The sequence below is a fragment of the Streptomyces kronopolitis genome (genome assembly GCF_050953795.1).
Lineage (GTDB): Bacteria > Actinomycetota > Actinomycetes > Streptomycetales > Streptomycetaceae > Streptomyces > Streptomyces kronopolitis_A.
On record NZ_CP191854.1, the window covers coordinates 81252 to 99235 of the forward strand.

13 protein-coding genes are annotated in these 17984 nt (G+C 68.5%); 4 read left to right on the forward strand and 9 right to left on the reverse strand.

Annotated elements, in window-relative coordinates; genetic code table 11:
- Positions 1-9 precede the first annotated feature (9 nt).
- From ACQP17_RS34815 to ACQP17_RS34830, 4 genes are all read left to right on the forward strand, one after another.
- Positions 10-750 (forward strand): ATP-binding protein, encoded by a 741-nt coding sequence (locus ACQP17_RS34815; protein ID WP_433860130.1) that lies wholly within the window; start codon positions 10-12, stop codon positions 748-750.
- A 127-nt stretch (positions 751-877) separates the two neighbouring features.
- Positions 878-2134: a DUF2637 domain-containing protein gene (locus ACQP17_RS34820; RefSeq protein ID WP_433860131.1), complete on the forward strand. Its 1257-nt coding sequence runs from the start codon at positions 878-880 to the stop codon at positions 2132-2134.
- Between the two features lie 90 nt (positions 2135-2224).
- Positions 2225-2662: a hypothetical protein gene (locus ACQP17_RS34825; protein ID WP_433860132.1), complete on the forward strand. Its 438-nt coding sequence runs from the start codon at positions 2225-2227 to the stop codon at positions 2660-2662.
- Between the two features lie 120 nt (positions 2663-2782).
- Entirely contained in the window at positions 2783-4573 is a 1791-nt protein-coding gene (locus tag ACQP17_RS34830; RefSeq protein ID WP_433860133.1) for a hypothetical protein, read from the forward strand.
- A gap of 733 nt (positions 4574-5306) precedes the next feature.
- On the opposite strand, the gene ACQP17_RS34835 is transcribed toward ACQP17_RS34830, so the two are convergent.
- The 9 genes from ACQP17_RS34835 to ACQP17_RS34875 all read right to left on the reverse strand — a co-directional run bounded on the left by ACQP17_RS34835 (position 5307) and on the right by ACQP17_RS34875 (position 17936).
- Positions 5307-5864, reverse strand: a complete 558-nt coding sequence (locus ACQP17_RS34835; RefSeq protein ID WP_400072145.1) for a hypothetical protein — start codon at positions 5862-5864, stop codon at positions 5307-5309.
- A gap of 282 nt (positions 5865-6146) precedes the next feature.
- On the reverse strand, positions 6147-6470 hold the full coding sequence (locus ACQP17_RS34840; protein WP_433860134.1) for a hypothetical protein: 324 nt from the start codon (positions 6468-6470) through the stop codon (positions 6147-6149).
- A gap of 74 nt (positions 6471-6544) precedes the next feature.
- Complete coding sequence (locus ACQP17_RS34845; protein WP_433860135.1) at positions 6545-7048, reverse strand: hypothetical protein; 504 nt, start codon at positions 7046-7048, stop codon at positions 6545-6547.
- A 117-nt stretch (positions 7049-7165) separates the two neighbouring features.
- The gene (locus tag ACQP17_RS34850; RefSeq protein ID WP_433860136.1) at positions 7166-7465 is read right to left on the reverse strand and encodes a hypothetical protein; all 300 of its coding nucleotides are present in this window, start codon (positions 7463-7465) and stop codon (positions 7166-7168) included.
- Between the two features lie 89 nt (positions 7466-7554).
- Entirely contained in the window at positions 7555-10587 is a 3033-nt protein-coding gene (locus tag ACQP17_RS34855) for a hypothetical protein (RefSeq protein ID WP_433860137.1), read from the reverse strand.
- A gap of 74 nt (positions 10588-10661) precedes the next feature.
- On the reverse strand, positions 10662-11873 hold the full coding sequence (locus tag ACQP17_RS34860) for a hypothetical protein (protein ID WP_433860138.1): 1212 nt from the start codon (positions 11871-11873) through the stop codon (positions 10662-10664).
- Entirely contained in the window at positions 11873-12859 is a 987-nt protein-coding gene (locus tag ACQP17_RS34865) for a hypothetical protein (RefSeq protein ID WP_433860139.1), read from the reverse strand. Before ACQP17_RS34865 ends, ACQP17_RS34860 begins: the two co-directional genes overlap by 1 nt.
- A gap of 105 nt (positions 12860-12964) precedes the next feature.
- On the reverse strand, positions 12965-13912 hold the full coding sequence (locus ACQP17_RS34870; RefSeq protein ID WP_433860140.1) for a hypothetical protein: 948 nt from the start codon (positions 13910-13912) through the stop codon (positions 12965-12967).
- Positions 13899-17936 carry a hypothetical protein gene (locus ACQP17_RS34875; protein WP_433860141.1) on the reverse strand — a complete coding sequence of 1346 codons (4038 nt, stop codon included), beginning with the start codon at positions 17934-17936 and terminating at the stop codon, positions 13899-13901. Before ACQP17_RS34875 ends, ACQP17_RS34870 begins: the two co-directional genes overlap by 14 nt.
- Between the last annotated feature and the right edge of the window lie 48 nt (positions 17937-17984).

Sequence of the window (17984 nt, forward strand, 5' to 3'; positions counted from 1 at the left end):
CGCGCCCCGGTGACCGCCATAGCTGGCATCCTGCGCCGTCGCGGCCTCGACCCGAGCAAGGCAGCATTCACCGAGGACCGGCCGGACAGCACCGAGGACTACCAGCGCGAGGTGTACCGGCAGGCCTGGGTGAACTCTCTCGCCCTGTCCGGGCACGCCGAGTACGCCCGATTCACACTCGACTCGCTCGACGAAGAACAGTTCCCCCAGCACCTTCGCGACTACGTCGGTCAGCTCGTGGCAGCGCGCCGCCACAACCGGGCACAGGCGAAGCTCGATCCCGAGGACCGCCGGATACTCCGGCCGAACATCCTCAACCTGATCGCCGCCGGAGGTGTCGGCGCCGGCAAGACGGTGGCTGCCGCGGCGGCCGGGGCGTTCGCCGTCGAGTGCGGCATGATGGCGCGCTTCGTCTCCCACTCGATGTACCTCTCATGGCTCCAGCCGGACAACGCGCCGGCCGGGCTCACCAAGGTTCAGGTCCGGGAACGCTACGAGCGCTGCGACCTGCTGGTCGTAGACGACCTGTGTAACGAGATGGACCAGTACGCCACGAACCACGTACGCACCAACACGTCCGACCTGATCACCTCCCGGATCAACTCCGGCCGGGCAACGCTCTTCACGACCAACCTCAATTCCGACCAGGTGGCCGCGGTGCTCGGCGAACGGCTCGCTTCGCGCGTCGGCAACCGTGCGGCTGTGCTCCGCATGGTTGGTGACGACCGGCGAAAGCCGCAAAGGTGGTAGAAGTCGCGATTTCGCGTGGATAGCGAGGAACCGTCACAGCTCAGGGGGCACAGGTGATCTAGGCTGTCGGCGACCGGGCGCTCACGAGCGAGAGCGCACCGGAACGACGCTCCGGGAGGACATCACTGTGGCCCCATCCTCGTTTCTTGCCGACAAGTCCGAGGCAGAAGTCCGTGCCGCCGAGCGGGTCCTCAAGGGAGGCACCTGGGCGATCACTGCGGGGGCAGTCCTGTTCAGCGTGCTGACCGTGACCCCGCTCGTCGAGTCCGTCACGCCGGCCGACTGGCAGTGGACCGCCCCGATCCTGCCGATCGTCGTGGACGCGGCGGTCGTCATCGTGATTCAACTCGACTCCGTCATCTCGCGACTCGGTGGCAACGGCGGTGCGTGGCCGGCGCTCCTGCGCTGGATGACCGGCTTCATGACGCTCCTGCTCAACGTCGGGAACTCCGCCCTGCACCACGACTGGGTCGGTGTCGCTGTGCACTCCACCGCCCCGTTGCTCCTGATCGTCACTGCGGAGGCGAGTCTTTCGTACCGTCGCGCCATCAGTGCCGCGCTGGCGCGCATCGAGAGCGAGAGGGCTGCGGCCGTCGAGCGCCAGCGTCAGGAGCGCGAGGCCGCAGCGAAGCGCCTGCGCGACGAGCAGCAGCGAGAGCGTGACAAGCAGGAAGCCGCGGAGCAGAAGAAGCGTGAGCACGATGAGCGCATCGCCCGCGAGGCGGCCCAGCGTGAGGAAGAGCGGCTGCGTCAGGAGCGCGAGCACCAGTTGGCTATGGAGAAGGAGCGCGGCGAGCGCGAGGCGGCCGAGCGCAAGGACGCCGCCGACCGGGAGGAAGCCCGCCTTCGTGCGCAGCGCGAGTACGACCTGCGTATGGAGAGCGAGCGGGCGGAGCGTCAAGCCCGCGTGGACAAGGAGAAGGCGGACCGCGAGGAGCGTGATCGTATCCGGGAGGCGGACGAGCGCCGCCGCCGGGAGGAGCGCGAGGAGAAGGAACGCCTCGCTGCCCAGACGCCGCAGCCTGCCAGGGTCTCGCCGGCCAAGGCTTCTTCCGCACAGCCCGTCAACGCGAAGCTTCCGCGGCCGGCGCGAGCCGTCGAAGCGGTGGTCATGGCGAACGAGTTCTCGGGGATGACGCAGTCCGACGCTGAGCTTGCCCTCTTCGAGTTGTACCGGGCTGCTCGTGATGCGAACGACTTCGCCGACTGGGAGAAGGACAACCCGCTGTTCGCGCCTGGCGGCGAGTTCTGCGGCAGCAACCTCGGCCGCCGCCTAGGCCGTACGGATGCCGCTGGCCGGAAGAACGTGAAGCCCAAGTTCGAGCGGTGGTACCTGGAGAGCAAGGAGCAGGCGCAGGAGAAGGAACTGGTCGGCGTGAGCTGATTCGTATCTTCCGCTTCTGTGACGGCGGGCGCCTCGTATTCTCGGGGCGCTCGCCGTCGTCGTATCGACACCAGTGAACGGACTGACCTCATGGACCCCTCACGCCAGGCTGCTGAAGCGCGGCTTCTCGCCGCCGGCCATGCGCGCGAGGTCGCGGACTTCGCCCGCGGCATCGTTGGCGACTCCTCCAGCGACGCGGCTGCGGCCGACCGCATCCGTGCGGCCCGGCGGCTGCGGCTGCTGAGCCTCCAGGTACTGAACTGGACTGTCCGCGCCGAGGTGCTGGACGGAACGCCGTGGCCCGAGCTGGCCGCCGCTCTCGGCCGCGATGAAGAGGCACTGCGCGTGGAGTTCGAGGCCGGCACGCTCCACTGGGCAAAGGACAACGACGCCGACCTGGAGCAGCCGGAGCAGATTCTCGCCACGGCTTCGGCCCTTGACGCCTGGTACGAGCGGCACGCTGACGATCTGCTCGATCCGGCCACCCAAGCACCGGTTTCCAGTCTCTTCACACCCCCGAACGCCTAGCCAAGGTGGTAAACTGTAAACCACGCCAAAGGGGGATGTAAGGCCTCCTGAAGGCGCACCATGCCCCGGCACGAGCGAGCCGGGGCGTGAACGCTCCGAACCAACCAGGAAGGCATCACCGTGGCCGGACGCGTCGCCCCCGAGCGCCAGAGAACGACCATCACACCCAACGGGCACCCGTCATGGCCCATGCTCCTCCTCGCGGGGACGGAGAAGTCCGGCAAGTCCTACGAGGCCGCCAAGTTCTCCGGAAGCGACCTGATCGGCCGGACCTTCTGGGTCGAGATCGGCGAGGGCGAGGGCCACCACTACGGGTCTGTCCCGGGCGCCCGCTACGAGCTGGTTCCGCACGATGGCGGCTTCCTGGACCTCCTTGACGCCATCCGTTGGGCCGCCTGGCAGCCCCGCGGCGAGGACGGCAAGCCGAACGCGATCGTCCTGGACTCGGCGAGCATCCTGTGGGATCTCGTCGGTGACGAACAGGCCGTGATCGCCCGCCAGCGCGCCGCCCTTCGGGCTGCGCGGCAGAAGCTGCCCGCTCCTGAGCCGAGTGACTACACCATCACCAGCGACCAGTGGAACGTGGCCAAGCGGCGATGGGGCATGGTGATCGACGCTCTGCGCCATCACGACGGACCGGTCATCATCTGCGCGCGCATGGATGAGGTCACCCTGTTCGACGCAGCCGGGCAGCCGACCAAAGACCGCACGTGGAAGATCCAGGCAGAGCGGAAGCTTCCCTTCGAGGTCACGGGCACGGTCCAGCTCCGCGGGTACCGGCGGGCGTTCCTGACCGGGATGCGCAGCCTGCGCCTCAACATCGACCCGGACGCGACCGTCCCGTACCCAGGGTTCTCCCTCGACAAGCTGATGCGAGATCTCGGCCTGCACGAGCTGCCCACCGCTCAGCGCACCTACGTGGCCCCGCGGCCCGAGGCCTACATCGAGGAGCACGCCGCCGAGGTAGAGCGGCTCGCCGTACGGACATCCCGCTCGCGCGACGCTCGCCGGCAGGCGGCACAGGGACAACTGCCCGACGCCGAAGAGGTCTCCACTGCCATCCGGACCGCCTTTGAGTCCGACGGTGACCGGCGCACGGAGCTGGTCAAGGTGCGGTCCCACTACGGGGCGAGCGTGCTGGCCGAGGTCAGGGTGAACACTCCTTGGGGGCACACGGACGCCAACTCGGCCATCGACACGGCGCTCACCCACCTTCCCCAGCCCGCCCCGGCCGGCTCTTCCCGTCCGACGAAGCCGCAGGCCTCGCGCCAGCCTCAGCAGCCGACGCCACCGGAGCAGCCACAGCAGCTCAACCCGAAGGAGATCGAGAAGTACCTCATCGACGCCCTACGCGAACCGGAGAAGGGCCGCGCGCTACTCACTGGGCTTCAGGAGCAGTGCGGTCCGGGCCCGCTGCGGCAGACCGTCGTGAAGACCGAGTGGGGCACGATGGAAGCGAACTCGGCGATCAAGCTGGCGCTCCTCGCCATCGACGACCGGCTCAAGTCGGCGGCCCCCGAGCATCCGTCCGCCCCTGCCGCCCCGCCCGCCGAGCCGCCCCCGCCGCCCGGACCCGCCCCGGCGACTCCCCAGCGCCCTCGCGCGCAGATGACGGCTGAGGAGCGGGCTTTCGCCAACTCGCTCGCGGAGGCGGAGTTCCAGGCGCAGATGCTCGGTGTGAACAGCATGGATTTCCTTGACGAGCTGCTGCCCGAGAACGCGACGAGCATTGAGCAGATCCGCGGAGGCTCGCGGCTCCTCGACCATGTCCGGACGCACCGCCCCCAGGTGCTGGAAGCGCTGCGGAGTCAGGGGATGACAGTGGCGGCGGACGAGTACGCGAAGTTCGGCGAGCGGGTGCCTGCGCGGGGCATCAAGGAGTTCATCAAGAAGGTTCTCCAGCCGCGATGACGGGTGACGTGGCGTGCCGGGTGCTGGAGGGGGCGAACGGGATCTCCGCGGCCCGGCACGGGCGCGGCTTCACGTCACGTCACGTCACGCCATGAGGCCCACAAAGACCATCCAGCTCGGGTGCGCGCCCGGGGCTGCCGGTCCGTTCGGGTCCGCGTACCCACCAGCCGCAGAAGGGTACGGCCCACCGAAGGTACGGGGTACGGGGTACGGCGGCGGCAAGGTACGGGGTGCGGGGTACGGCCGACCTGCCCGGGTACGCCGCCCGAAGGTACGGGGTACGGGGTACGGGGTACGGGGTACGGGGTACGGGGTACGGCCCCGGGTGCGCGCACACGCAGGCCGCGGGCGAGGGTACGGCTCCGAGGTGTTCCCCAGGGGAACACCTCAGCCGGCCGTCGGCACGACGCGGACCACGGCACCGCGGCCGAGAGCCCGGCGGGCGGGTACGTACCTCTGACCTGCACGTATGCGGCCGTACCCAGGAGGCGGCCTGCGCGTACCCGAACCCGTACCCGTGCTGCTCCCCGTACCCGTACCCGATCCCATCCGCTAGGCCGTACCCCCGCACCCCGTACCCCCGCACCCCGTACCCCACGCGCGGCCGAGCCCCGTACCCCGCCCGGCCGTCACGGCGTACCCCCGTACCCCAGCGGCGGGGGTACGGGGGTACGGGCGAAAACGAGAGAGGGCGTACCCACTGGGGTACGCCCTCCGCTGCGATCGAGCCGCGCTACGCGCCGGCGCTCTCCTCGCGCTGCCTCTTCCGCTCGGCCGCCGCTGCGGCGGCGCGGTCCTGGTCGGCCTGCTGCTCCTCGCGCACCAACTCCAAGAAGCGCTCGGGGTACTCGTCGGCGAGGCGCCGACGAGCACGGGCCCGCGGGTTCGACTCCGGGGGGAGGTGGCCGCGGCGCGCGATCAGGGCCGCGGCGACGTTGTGCAGGAGCTGGCTCTCGTGGTCCGCCCGAGCACGGAACGCGTCGAGGCGCGCCCGGCGAGCGTTGTTGCTCTCGCCCTCCGGCGCCGGAACGAACTTCTCCGGGGCCTTCACCAGGTCGGGGATCAGCCGCCGAGCCTTGCGGGCAAGCTCCGGGGAGCGGATGGCATACGCGGCAACCTGGTCCACGTCCCCGTGCACCTGGTCGTAGATGAAGGCGGCGAGCGCCTGGCCGAACTGCCGGTTGGTCAGCGCGCGGTAGGCGTCGATCTGCTCGCGCACCTTGGCCGGGTCCGGCTCCGTCCACTGATCTCGCTCGGGCTTGGCCTGGCCGCTCTGCTGCGTTGCCGCCATACCGGCTGGCCCTCCTGAAGTTGCTCGTGGCCGGCCGGTGCCGACATGGGGTGCAGGGCGAGGTGGCCGCCGTGCGACCGATCCCCCCGCGGGCCGGATCGTCCCGGGTAGCAGCCAGTACCCGGCCATCTTGGCGCTCTTCCTCGCGGCTACGCTCCGGGTCACCAGAAGATGGACCAGGAACCGCGTGGATGCTTCCTTCGGCGGTGAGATCGGCGGCACGACGGCCACCTCGATGCGGATGATACCCGTGCAGCCCCCGCAGAGCCGCACGCTGCGGCGTTATCCGGCCGCTGTAGGCGATTTCCGGCTAGTGGCGGACTCGATGGCCGGAGCGACGCGGGTCGGCTTCCAGATCAGGTCGTAGGCGCTCTGGGATGCGGCCAGGAGACCGACGAACGTGGCGAGGGTCGGCACGCCGTGCTGGAACTGCTCCAGGCCGCCGACCGAGACGACGGTGACGACGCCGGCGATCAGCGCGGAGGCCACGGCGACGACCTTCTTCATGGGGGCAGACCATCGCGGCTGCTGGACTACGGCGGTGAGGAGCGGCAGTAGGGCGCCGACGGCGGAGCCCGTGGCGATCGAGTCGAGTGTGGACGACATGGTGAGTTCCCGTCTGTCGGTGGGAGGGACGACGGGACCCTGCACCCGGGCCGGGCCTTACGTCGCGGCCACGTTCACCGGCCGCCGTCGTCGAGGTCCGCGGCGATCTCCTCCGGCGGCTCAGGGGCGGGCCGGGCCAGGGACCGGGCGACCAGGCCGCGCAGATCGCGGATGTACTCCAGAGCCGCAGCCTTCCAGCGGCGGTCCTTGCGCTGCTCCTCCTGGAGCTCGCGGACCTCGCGCGTCAGCTCCAGGTGCCCGGCCTCCAGCATGGTGACCCGGTCGACGGTCTGCGCGTGCATGGTGCGTTCCTGGTCGAGGAGCACCGACTGTTGATCGAGCATGCCGCGCTGCTGGTCGAGCAGCGAGGAGAAGCCCGCGGTCACGGTCTTCATCGCCTCGACGTACGTCTGGCCCTCGGTGGCCTCGGCGGTCAGCTTGGCCTTCACGGTCTCCACGCGTTCGTCGGTCTCGCCTCTGCGCTTGACCTGCCGGTAGCTGAAGAAGGCGCCAGTAATGACGCCGAGGGCACCGAAGGCGGGAGCGAAGACGGGCGCCGCGGAGTTCAGCCAGTCCATGGCGCCTCCTCGTGGTGAATGGATTGGGTGCGCGGGAGCCGGGGCCGTATAGCCCGCGGCTCCCCGCAGCCCGCACGTTGCACTACTGGATTCGCTTACGTCCTCGGGTACCGGGCGTCAGGGGGCCACGGGCAAGGGCGACGAGGAGACGACGCCGGCCGCGGCGTTCCACCCCTTTCGGATCGCGTCGAGGATCAGGTCATCTGTGACGGCCGCCGCCATGAGCGCCGGGTCGGGTGCCCCTGCGGCAGCCGCGGCGATGAGGAGACTCGGGGACACGACCAGGCCCGGTGTCATGGAGGCAGCCATCGCCTCGCTGGGGCTGAGCGCAGTACGGGCGAGGCTTATCCGCAGTGGGTAGCCCGGGGTGTCCGGGCTCTCCATCAGTACCTCTCTGGCCACCACGGCGATGCCCATGCGGATGCGTGGCAGTAAAGATGCCTCGCAGGCCAGCGCGCACATGGCGGTGAGGGAGAGCGGGAGTGTGGGCATGGCAGAGCGCCTTTCTACTTGGTGTAGGTCACTCGGAGCTTGGGAGGGTTGGTCTGGCCGTAGCCGCGGGCGCGGCCGTAGTACGTCGAGGACGTGCTGTTGGGATCGAGGGCGATGCCGCGCCACGACGTGGAGTCGAACACCGTCGTGATGTCGACCCATTTGCCTTCGTTGCGGGCCCAGGAGATGGTCTTGGACTCCGAATCGGAGGAGAAGGCGGAAGGCCGTGACGTGTGCTTGTGGGCCTTGATGACCGCTTTGCCGCCGCTGTTCGAGTACCAATGGTCGAAGTACAGATAGATCTCGGCTTTGATGATCGTGGCGCCGACCAGGTCTGTGCCGAGTGCGGACGGGAAGCCGATCAGGGAGGCTTGGACGCCGTTCGTGGAGCTGTAGTAGCCCTGGTAGCAGGAGTTGCCCCAGTAGCTGTTGTAGGCGCCGCGGTTGGCGTACGACCCGCTCCAGGTCGCCGAGTACGTCTTGGTGTACTTCTGCACCGGCGGGGTGGTGGAGCCGCCGCCAGTGTTGTATCCGCCGGTCTCCGGGATGTGCGGTCCGATGTCCTCGACGTAGAACTTGCCGAGCGACGTGGAGGCTCCGTAGAGAGCGATGGTCTGGCCGCTCGGTCCGAAAGCGTTCACGAAGGTGATGAGCATTCGCTTCGTACCCGCGCCCAGGTCGCTTCCGGGGACGATGTGTTCCAGTCGGGTCGTGAACGAGTTGCCCACGGCCATGGGCCAGATGGCGATGTGCAGTTGTGGGCTGGTGATGGTGGGCGCGCCACTCCCGCCGTTGCGCAGTCGTAGCTGGAGTTCGCCGCCCGCGGCCGACGGGTTGGCTCGGACCTCGAACACGATCCGGTACATGCGCGTTGGGTCGATGTCGACGCTCAGCTCCACGAATCCCAGCTCGCTGCCTGAGGCCGTGACCGTGCTGGCTTGGTAGTCGATGGCGAGGATGCCGCGCGGCAGTTGGTCGAGGTACGTCGTCCAGTCGGCGCCGCCGACAGCGAAGCCTTCGGCGACAGTCAGGCGTTGGAAGCCGGCACCGCCGTCCTGGTCGATGGTGGCCACCGGCAGACCGTCGGTGCTGAGCGTCAGGTAGTTCGGTCGGCCGGTCATCAGCGCCACGGCCTCTTCGCCGGCGTCATCGAAGAGTTGCAGGCCCTGCGGGCTGATTTCCGCGCGGGCCCCAGCGGCGCCGGACGCCATGACGACCCGGCAGGCAAGGTTGTCGTACTGCACGGTGCCCGCGGTGCCGTCTACCGTCGAGCAGGCGAGGCGGAGCTGCGTGGTGCCCGTTGGTGCCGCATCCGTGGGCAGGCCGGTGATGCGCGTCCACGCGCCCTTGACTGCGACACCGTCCCCGGTGGTGATGGTGCTGTACCCGAGAACGTTGCCCAATGCGTCCAGCCACTGGCCGTACAGGCTGATCCGGATGCCGTTCCAGTCGGCCGAGGCCCGGTAGTCCATGGCGAGCCACAGCTTCTGTCCGGGCACGGCGGGAAGGGTCGCGAGAGTCATGAACCGGGTGACCGCGGTGGCGTTTACGGCCGAGACCTGGAGGGCCCGTGCAGTTCCGTTGCCCGGCGTGACGATGGACCAGTACGGGCTCCCAGCCACCCTCTGGTCGGAGACAGCACCCTCGAAGCTGGGGTCGGCGATGATGTTGCCGTCGGTGCCGATGGACAGCCGGTCGGCAGTGAGCGACCCAGCCTTGATGTGGGTGGCATCGATGCTGCCGGCGAGGATCTTGGTGGCGGTCACCGCGTTCGCGGCCAGCTTGTCGGCAGTTACGGACAACGCGGCCAGCTTGTCCGCCGTGATCGCCAAGGCCGCGATCTTCTCCGCAGTGATGCCGAGCGCGACGATCTTCTCGGCCGTCACCGAGTTCACGGCAAGTTCCATGGCGCTGATCGACCCGGCGACGACCATGCCGGCCGCGACGACCGTGCGGGCCTCGACGTTGTCGAACCACACTCGCCCGACTGAGGCTTCCGACGCCTCGACGCGCAGGGAGGCGCCCACCGTCCCAGCCGGGGCCTGTACCTGAGCCTGGGCACGCGCCCAGGGGCCGCCGAGCACCAGAGGCGCGGTGGCGACGCCGTACCCGAGGACCCTGCCGTCGGCGTCGTCGTACCGAAGGAACAGCTTCGCGGCCGAGCCGTCAAAGTCGGCAGACGCCTTGGAGTCGAAGGCAAGGAAGTGCCGCTCGTCAGGTAGCACTCGCAGGTAGGCGAGTTGGAGGCTGCGCCACTCCTTGACGGCGTTCGTGCTGTCGACGGACAGGGCGGTCGGGCTGTTGTTGCCGGGTGTGGCGAGAGTCCACTCCGGGTGGTCGACGATGAGCTGCGTGGTCTGCGGCCCCTCGAAGCTGGGGTCAGGAGCGAGGTTGCCAGCGCCGAGTGCAAGCTGGTCGGCGCCTATGGCGCCGAGCTTCACCTTGGCCGCCGAGACGGCCTGTTCAGCGAGCTTCGTCTCGGTGATGATCCCGTCGATCAGGTCCTTCGGCACGGCCTGGCGTGGGGTGCCTTCCACGACGGTGGAGGCGAGGCCGGTGAGCGCCGCGGTGTTCGCGGCGACGAGACAGACCCATACGGCGTCGTAGCCCTCGATCGCGATGGTCACGGTGCCGCCGAGCGGAGCGGTGATCGTGGCGACCTGTGTGCTTACGTCCGGTGTGAAGTCGGCGGCCGTGCCGACGTGGACTTGGACGAGCGAGAAGTCGGACGGTGACTCGTATGCGTCGTCCCATTCGCCATCCCAGCTCACGAGGAGCCCGGCGAGGACCGCTTCGAGGGCGGGAGGCGTGGGAGTGGGCGGCGGGGCTGTGTTGACGGGGACCAGGGCGACGCCGCCGTCGGGCTGGACGCCGACACTGCCCTTGAGGGTGCCTTCGTCGTCGTAGATGTCGAGAGAGCCGCCGCCCTCGATCGATGTGAAGCCGGCCTGCGTGGAGCGTTCGAGGGCCTGGAGCCGACGGTCGTAGTCGGCCAGCATTTGCGCGAAGCGCTGCGCATCCGACTGGTTGTCCAGGTAGTTCGCCATGGCCGCGGATGCTGGGGTCCGTGATCGGCTTGCGTCTCGGGCTGCTGTTCCCCAGGGGAACAGCAGCGGCTGGCTCAGTAGACGAACTGGTCCGAGCGCTTCAGGGTGAGGGTGCAGAAGTCGTCTGGGCTCAGCTCGTCGCTGATGATGCGGTGCCAGATCGCGACGTCTCCGACCCACGGCACGTGGACCTGGACGAGGATGTCGTCGCCCAGGGACCAGCTCCCGAAGCGGGCGTTGGGGTGATTGCGGATCTGCACCGCGGGGATCTGCAACGCCTGGCTACGGCCCGCCAGCTCTCGGTGTCCCCTCGTACGCAGCGCCGAAGCGGAGGAAAGAGTCTTGTCCACGACGGTGGCGACGCGGCGTAGTCGACCCCGCCGGCGGTCGAGGTCGGTGACCTGCGCTCGCTTCATCTTCTGCCCTTCGCCTTTGCCGAGGACGATGACTTCGTTGGCGTACTCGTCGCCCAGGCCCTCCGGCTTGGCGATGGCGGTGACGTTCTCGCCGTCGGCGAACCTCAAGTCCGACCGCTTCCGGCCGAGCCGGGGCTTGCCGAGCCGGATGCGGTGCTCGATCTGGTTGCTGGTGCTGTCCACCCAGGCGTGTGTCTCGATCCAGTCGAAGGGCTGATCGCGGGTGAGGGAGTCGAGTGTCTGTCCGCAGTCCGGGTTGTTCCACCAGGCCAGTTCCCACGGGTCAGTGCCGTCCGCGGCGCCCAGTTTTTCGCCCAGGTCGTGACTGTCGATCTTGAGGCCGATGTTGCCGAGAGGACGCGACTGGACGTGGTTCCACACGTTGCGGAAGGCGTCGTACACGTCGACCCTGGGCCCGCCGTAGGGTTTCGGCGGCTTGGGGACCTTCTGCTTGCCCTTCTTGCCGTCCACCCATCCGTCGTGATTCTTGTCCTTGCCGGCGTACGGGTCCTTTGGCGTGATCAGCTTCCCCGAGATCAGGTAGCTCTCATACGGGATGCCCTGCGGGTAGCAGGAGAAGCCCTCGCACGCGATGGTGTACTTCGCCGCGTCGTAGTTCGTCTTGGTGACGATGCCGCCCCAGCGAATGTGGCCGTCGACTTCGGCGTACAGCTTGGTGCCCCATTCCTGGAGGAGCGGGGCACCGTCCGAGCCGATCATGCGGGCGTACTCGGGCTCGATGGTGCCGCTCATCGACCCGGGGCCGGAGAGGTCGCGCTTTGGGTTGGATGACAGCGCGAAGGGCACGTCCCAGTCGAGGATCGTCTCGTCGAGCGCGCGTTGGGCGATGAACCGCCAGCCCTCGGGCATCAGATTGCATCCTCTGCCGGGTCCTCCACGAACTCGATGTCGAGGAAGACCGCGGATCCGCCGTCGGCCTCCAGGACGCCGGTGTAGCCGCTCTCCCCAGCGCCGACCAGGAGGGTATCCACGACCGTGCCGCGCATGGCCGAAGGGATCGATAGGGTGCCGCCGCCGACGAAGGTGTGCCGTTGGGTGTTGCCGGTGTAGTCGCAGTGGAAGCGGACTTCGGATGTCTTGAGCGAACCGAGCTGCACGGTGAGTCGGCCGTAGGAGTCCTTCTGGTTGCGCTGGTCAAGCTGGGCCCACGTCCCCATGAGGGTCGCGGACGTCGCCCACTCGGGGATCTCGATGTCCCAGCGGGCCCCGTTGGGGAACTCCTCCCACGATGGGTACTTCACGTTGCCGACTTCGTCCGGGGTGTCCCACGTTCCGCGGAGCGCCCGCACGACGCGGCGTCGGCGCGGGTTCGCCATCTCCCGCATGTCCTTGATCATCGCCTGCGTGATGGTGCTCGTGTTGGCAGGGATGTCGATGCGGGCGAGGGTGATCGCGCTGTCGTTTGGCCGGACCTGCTTGACCCGGGTCGTTGTCTTCGGGACGTTCGAGATGACCCGCGTGAAGACGTACGGGCCGTTCGCCGGGTCGGAGGGCTGGGGCCACGTCTCGCCGTAGCTGTATGGATTCTCGATGCGCGCCACGATCAGGTCGGATCTGGCCGCTGCGCCGGTGGCCGCCACGTTCACCTGGTCCGCCGTCGGGAGCCGGGCCGCGTATGCCTGATACTTCGCGCCGGCAGCTCGGTTGAGAACGGCGCACGCTCCGGTCATGACCTGTACGGCTGCGCCCGGAGTGGCCAGGGACTTCACCTGGAGATCGGAGTTCCCGATGATGCCCTCGGCTCCTGCGAAGGCGGCGTAGGCGAGGAGGCGGGCAACTTCGCTGGAGTGCTCCGCTTCTCCTTCGGTGAACCACGGCACTGAATCCCACGGCATTTCGGTGTCCTCCGCTGCTCGGTGATGGGCAGCGGGACTGTTCCCCAGGGGAACACCTTGTGTCGCGGGGTGGCCGCGGCATCTGTTCCCCGGGGGAACAGCTCGTCAGAGGTAGGCGTACGCGTCGCGCCAGGCGACGGTCATGTACGACATACCGGTGACGTCGGAGCCCCGGAGCACCAGGTCTTGCCGGCCGGTCGGCAGCAGCAGTTCGGGGAGCTTCGGCGAGGCGCGGGTGAGGTTGCCTGCCACGGAGGCCGAGCCGTTGCGAAGCACGGTCAGAGCCCATGACCGCGAGTCGATGATGACGCGCTCACCCACCGCGAGAGTGAGGTCGAGGCCCACGGTCCACTTCCCGACGAGTTCGCACGACGGCTTCGTGACGGGGCCGTAGATCGTAATGACGGCCGGTGTGGGTCGAGTGCCTCTGACCAGGAATTCGCCCGGCACCTTCGTGGCCCCCTGGCCGGTCATTTTGAGCGGTGTCGTCAGTGGCCCCTTGAGGCCCCGGTGGGGCGCCGGGTTCATCGTGACCGTGGCGACCTGCTCCACGTCGTCGTACGCGATCCCATCCACGGAGACGAAATTCGCGACGACTGCGGTGTAGCCCTGCCGCGTGAGGCGGTTGGGTGCCGGGGCGGCCTTGCGCGGACGCCCGTAGAAGCGGCGCGCTCGGCCGCCCTGCGTGGTTCGCAGTACGGCCGGGGTGCCGAAGCGTCTGCGGACGGCCTGGGCGTCCCATGCCTGTTCCAGGGCGGAGAGCGCGTCGAGGTTCGCACCGTGCCGGCCGAGGCGCGTGGGCGAGGCGTCCACGGTGTCGACACCGATCTCGAAGTTGATGGTTGCCTTGCCTCGGAAGTCCTGCCCGAGCCGAACGCCGTCCCGCCGTGGGTTCGGGGTATCGCCCGAGTCCACGTCCTCATAGGTGATCTCGTACGGGGTCGGGTCGAGCAGGTAGTAGCCGCTGCTGAAGGTCCCGAAGGTGAAGTTGGCAGCCGGATAGATGCCGTTGCTGCTGTAGGAGAGGTTCCATTCGCCCTCAGCCAGTGGCATGTGCGCCTCCTCGGCGGATACGGCGCAGCTCGAACAGGGCATCGCCCAGGGCTTCGCTCGGGGACATGGGGGTGCCGGCCATGGTCAGGTTGAGGTCTCCGCCGACGAGCGGGGTGTTCCCCGCGGGAACAGCGGCGCGGGGGGCCGACAGGGAGCGCACGGACTGGGCTCGGTTGAGAGCAACTGCCCCATTTGCGTACTGCTTCAGTGCTCGCCCGGGGTAAACGACGGTCCCGCCGAAGAACTGGGCGACGGTGTCGAGGATTTCTTCCGAGCGCTTGCGCTTGGACGGGGCCAGCGGGATGTACGCCTCGCCGGGGTAGGTCTCCGGCTCCGCCCACAGGCGCATCTCGCCAGCCCTTGCAATCTGGGCGATGTGCCGCTCGGCTCCGTTCGCGAACGCCCTCACGCGGCCGGTCATGCTGCGGATGCCACCGTCGGCGTACTTCACGATCCCGCCGTCGGCGTGGCCGGAGACGACGGAGGGCTTGCCCTCGGAGTTGTACTTGACCGTGACGGTGACGGTCCTGCCGGTCAGGTTGTTGATGCGCTGCTGGATCGCCTGGACCTGGGCGATTGGCGTCCTGTTCGGTGCCGTGATCTCGATCTTCTTGCCCTTGAGGTCTTTGACCTTGTAGCCGAGGCTCTTGATCTCCTCCTGGGCGAGCTTGGTCGGCGCCTCCATCTTCAGCTTCTTGCCGGCCGGCAGGCCCGCGACCCGGTTACGAATGCCAGTCAGGTCGGTGGTCGCCTGCTTGACCAGCGTCTGCACGGTGATCTTCTTGCTGCCCGGGGCCCGGGACAGGTCGCCCACGAGCGCAGCCAGGTTCGACCTCGCCGCGCCGGTGGGCGCGGAGATGGTGACCTTCTTGCCGCCAGGCAGCTTGGTGACCTCAAAGCCGAGGTTCTGCAACGCGGCGATGGCGCCGGCTGTCGGGGTGGCCACGGTGATGGTCTTGCTCTTGGGCAGGTTGAGGAGCTTGGTGGACAGGCTGAGGATGTCGGCCGTGGTCTTCTCCATGCCGTTGGCCTGGAGCAGGACGGACACGGAGGACGGGATCAGGCCCATCTGGTTGGCGAGGCCTGCGGCCTGGTCCTTGGTGAGTCCTAGGTCCGTGCCGTACTTGATCGCCGCGTCCCTTGCCTTCTGGACCTCCCCCTCGGCCTTCTTCATCGCCTCAGGGAGGCTGATCTCGTTGGCCTTGGCCATCTCGAAGGCAGCGTTCGCCGCGTCGAGCGAGGAGTCCCGCAGCTCGGTCAGGTGAGAGTTGTAGTCCTGGCCGGCCCGGGTAGCAGTCCGCAGGCTGCCGTCGTGGTTGATCAGCTCCGCCCCGGCGTTCTTCAGCTCGGTGGTATTGGCCTTGATGGCGTCGTTCACCGACAGAACCGCCGCGTTAACCCGGGTCTGCGCGTCGTGGAAGGACTGGGTGCCGCCCGTCAATTCGTCCAAGGCACGCTTCAGGGAGCTCACGCGGCTGTCGGCGGTCGCCGTCGAGCTGGACATGCCCTCGACCGCGGTCTTCAGTCTGGTGAAGGAGTCGGTACCCGCGTTGCCGCTGGTGCTGGTGGCGTCGGCGAACTCTTTCTGCTTCTTCTTGCCCTCCTCCAGCTCGCCGCTCATGGCCGCGAGGCCGTCGGCGGCGTCCTTATAGCGCTGGCCCTTGTCCGAGTAGACCTGTTTGGTCGCCTTGCCGCCGGCCACGTCCTCCCAGATCTTGTTGGCCTCGGCAACCTTGCGGAGCTGCTTCTCCAGCGTTTCGAGGCCGTCGCCCTCGTCGAGGTACGCGCTCGTCAGTTGCTTCAGGCTGACGTGCGCGTCGCGCATCTTGTCGACGAGCTTGCCCTTGCCGTCCGCAATCTCGGTGTCCTGGAGAAGCTGTGCGGCCTGGGCGCGAACGTTGGCGTCAATCGCGCCGTTGGAGTCACGCAGGGCCTGGGCGAGAGAGCTGATGCGCTCCTTGTGCGCTTCGGTGGCGCGAGCGGATCTTTCCTGACTACTGGCCCACAGGCCGACCGTGATGGTGGCGGCGGCGAGGACTGCGGCCAGGGGCCCACCCAGTGCGGTGACGATGCCGCCCGCCGCGGTGCGCAGGCCTCCGGCCGCGACACCGACGGCCCGCATTGATCCCGACAGCCGCCCGCCACTGCTCGCCGCGGTGGTGTACGCGGTGCCCATGCGCTGCCACAACGAAGCCTGGGTGGGCACACCCGCCGCCGTGGTGGTGGAGACGGTGCCCACGTTGCGGATCGAGGTGACGAGCCCCTGGACCTTGCCGGAGATGCTGGTGACGACCTTCAGCATCAGCAGGGTGCCGAGGAAGGCACCGAGAGCGGTCCCGGCCCCGGGGACCACGTTCATCAGCCCGTTGAAGATGTTCAGCAGGCCGTTCAGTGCGGATAGGAGGGTTCCAAGCCCGATGCCGGCGGAGGACAGGGACGCGAAGGCACTCGCGATGTTGGAGACCAGCCCGATGACTGCCGGTCCGACCGAGCTGCCGATGGCGTTGAGGAAGGCGCCGACCGCGGGCATCAGTTCCGTGCGGATCTGACGGATCAGGTCGGTGATGCCGTTGTCCTTGGACATTCGGCCGAGGCCTCGAACCAGGTCACCAATCAGAGCGTTCAGCTCGTGGAATGTGGGGGCCGCGTCGCTGAACATCTTCTTCATCGACACTTGCCCTTGGGCAGAGTTCGCCCAGCGGGAGAACCGGCCCATGGCTCCTTCGAGGCCGTCGAGGAGCGCGTTGCCTGCGTCCTGTCCGGCCCGTCCGACGCCGGCCAGGCCCTTGCCCAGGTCGAGTGTTGTCCGGCCGAGTTGCTTGGCCTTCTCCGCGGCGTGGTCGAGGAACTTGCCGAGCGAGCCGGTTTCGCGACCCGCCTGCGCGGAGGCCCGCAGCCAGAGGGTGAACTTCTCCCCGCCCTCAGCAACGCGCTCGACGAACGGGCCGGAGGCAACGAGGAAGTTGCCAGCCGCGGCGGCCAGGTTGGCGACGCCGTCGGTGACGTTGCCGATGACCTTGCTATTGGTCTTGGCGACCGTCTTGAAGTCTTTGGCGAACGGGCCGCTCTGCATGGCCTGCGCGCCGCGCTTGGCCAGGTTGCCCATCTGCCCGGCGGCGTCCCCGAGGGACGACTTCAGCAGCGGCAGGACCGCGGTGGACAGAGGCTTGACCTCGTCCGCGATCTTCGAGAAGAAACGTTCCTGTACGGACTGCTTCAGTTTGCGCCACTCGCCGCTGAGGCTGGCGACGGTCTTGACGGTGGCGCGGGCCGACGTCGACAGGCCCTTGAGGGACTGGTCGAGCGCCTGCTGTTGTGCCTTGGTGAGCTTGGTGCCCTCAGCGAGCTGGGACTGTGCCTTGAGGGTCTGCTTCAAGGCCTCGCCGAAGCCCCCGAACGCGACCTTGGTCGCGATGGCCGCGGTGCCGGCGGCGACGATCAGCCCGGGTATGGCGCCCAGGACGCCGACGGCGGGCGCCGCTGCGGAGACAAGCGCGGTGAGCCCGGCGCCGTACTGGGTGAGGGCGGCGATGGCCGGTTGCGCGAGCGAGACGATCGCGCCCAGGGCAAGCGACCTCAGCCGACCGCGACCGCTCCGGCCGCGTCCCGATCCGCCGATGTCGAAGGGGACGTTGACCGGGTTCTGGTCAGCCTCACCCTGGGCGCGGCCCAGCAGGCTCCGGATGCGGCTGAGCAGTCCGCCGCCGCCCGTGGTGCTGTCGTCGTCGGGCCGAACGGGCACACGGACGTCGTTGTCTGCGACCCGGCGGGCTACTTCCTCCAGCTCGCCGCGGAGCCCGTCCCGGTCGACGCGGACGATGACCTTCGCGGTGAGCCCCGCGGAGGCGTCCTTCACCGCCCTCTTGAGGCGCTTCCGCAGGCCCTTGTCGTCGACCTCGATCTTGACCTTGGCAGCCAAGCCTTCTGCGGCCGTCTCGACCTTCGTCCGCAGCTCGCGGGCGAAGCCGTCGAGTACCGCGACGACCGTGACTTCGAGACGGCCGGCCTGCAAGCCCTCAGACACTGGGGCGCACCATTCCTCTTCGGGCGGCAGCCGCGAGCATCTTGCGGT

Coding starts and splice junctions, on each gene's coding strand:
- ACQP17_RS34845 (WP_433860135.1), bottom strand. CDS start 7,048: ATGGACTGGCTGAACTCCGCGGCGCCCGTCTTCGCTCCCGCCTTCGGT.
- ACQP17_RS34855 (WP_433860137.1), bottom strand. CDS start 10,587: ATGGCGAACTACCTGGACAACCAGTCGGATGCGCAGCGCTTCGCGCAA.
- ACQP17_RS34860 (WP_433860138.1), bottom strand. CDS start 11,873: ATGCCCGAGGGCTGGCGGTTCATCGCCCAACGCGCGCTCGACGAGACG.
- ACQP17_RS34840 (WP_433860134.1), bottom strand. CDS start 6,470: ATGTCGTCCACACTCGACTCGATCGCCACGGGCTCCGCCGTCGGCGCC.
- ACQP17_RS34825 (WP_433860132.1), top strand. CDS start 2,225: ATGGACCCCTCACGCCAGGCTGCTGAAGCGCGGCTTCTCGCCGCCGGC.
- ACQP17_RS34865 (WP_433860139.1), bottom strand. CDS start 12,859: ATGCCGTGGGATTCAGTGCCGTGGTTCACCGAAGGAGAAGCGGAGCAC.
- ACQP17_RS34850 (WP_433860136.1), bottom strand. CDS start 7,465: ATGGGCATCGCCGTGGTGGCCAGAGAGGTACTGATGGAGAGCCCGGAC.
- ACQP17_RS34835 (WP_400072145.1), bottom strand. CDS start 5,864: ATGGCGGCAACGCAGCAGAGCGGCCAGGCCAAGCCCGAGCGAGATCAG.
- ACQP17_RS34870 (WP_433860140.1), bottom strand. CDS start 13,912: ATGCCACTGGCTGAGGGCGAATGGAACCTCTCCTACAGCAGCAACGGC.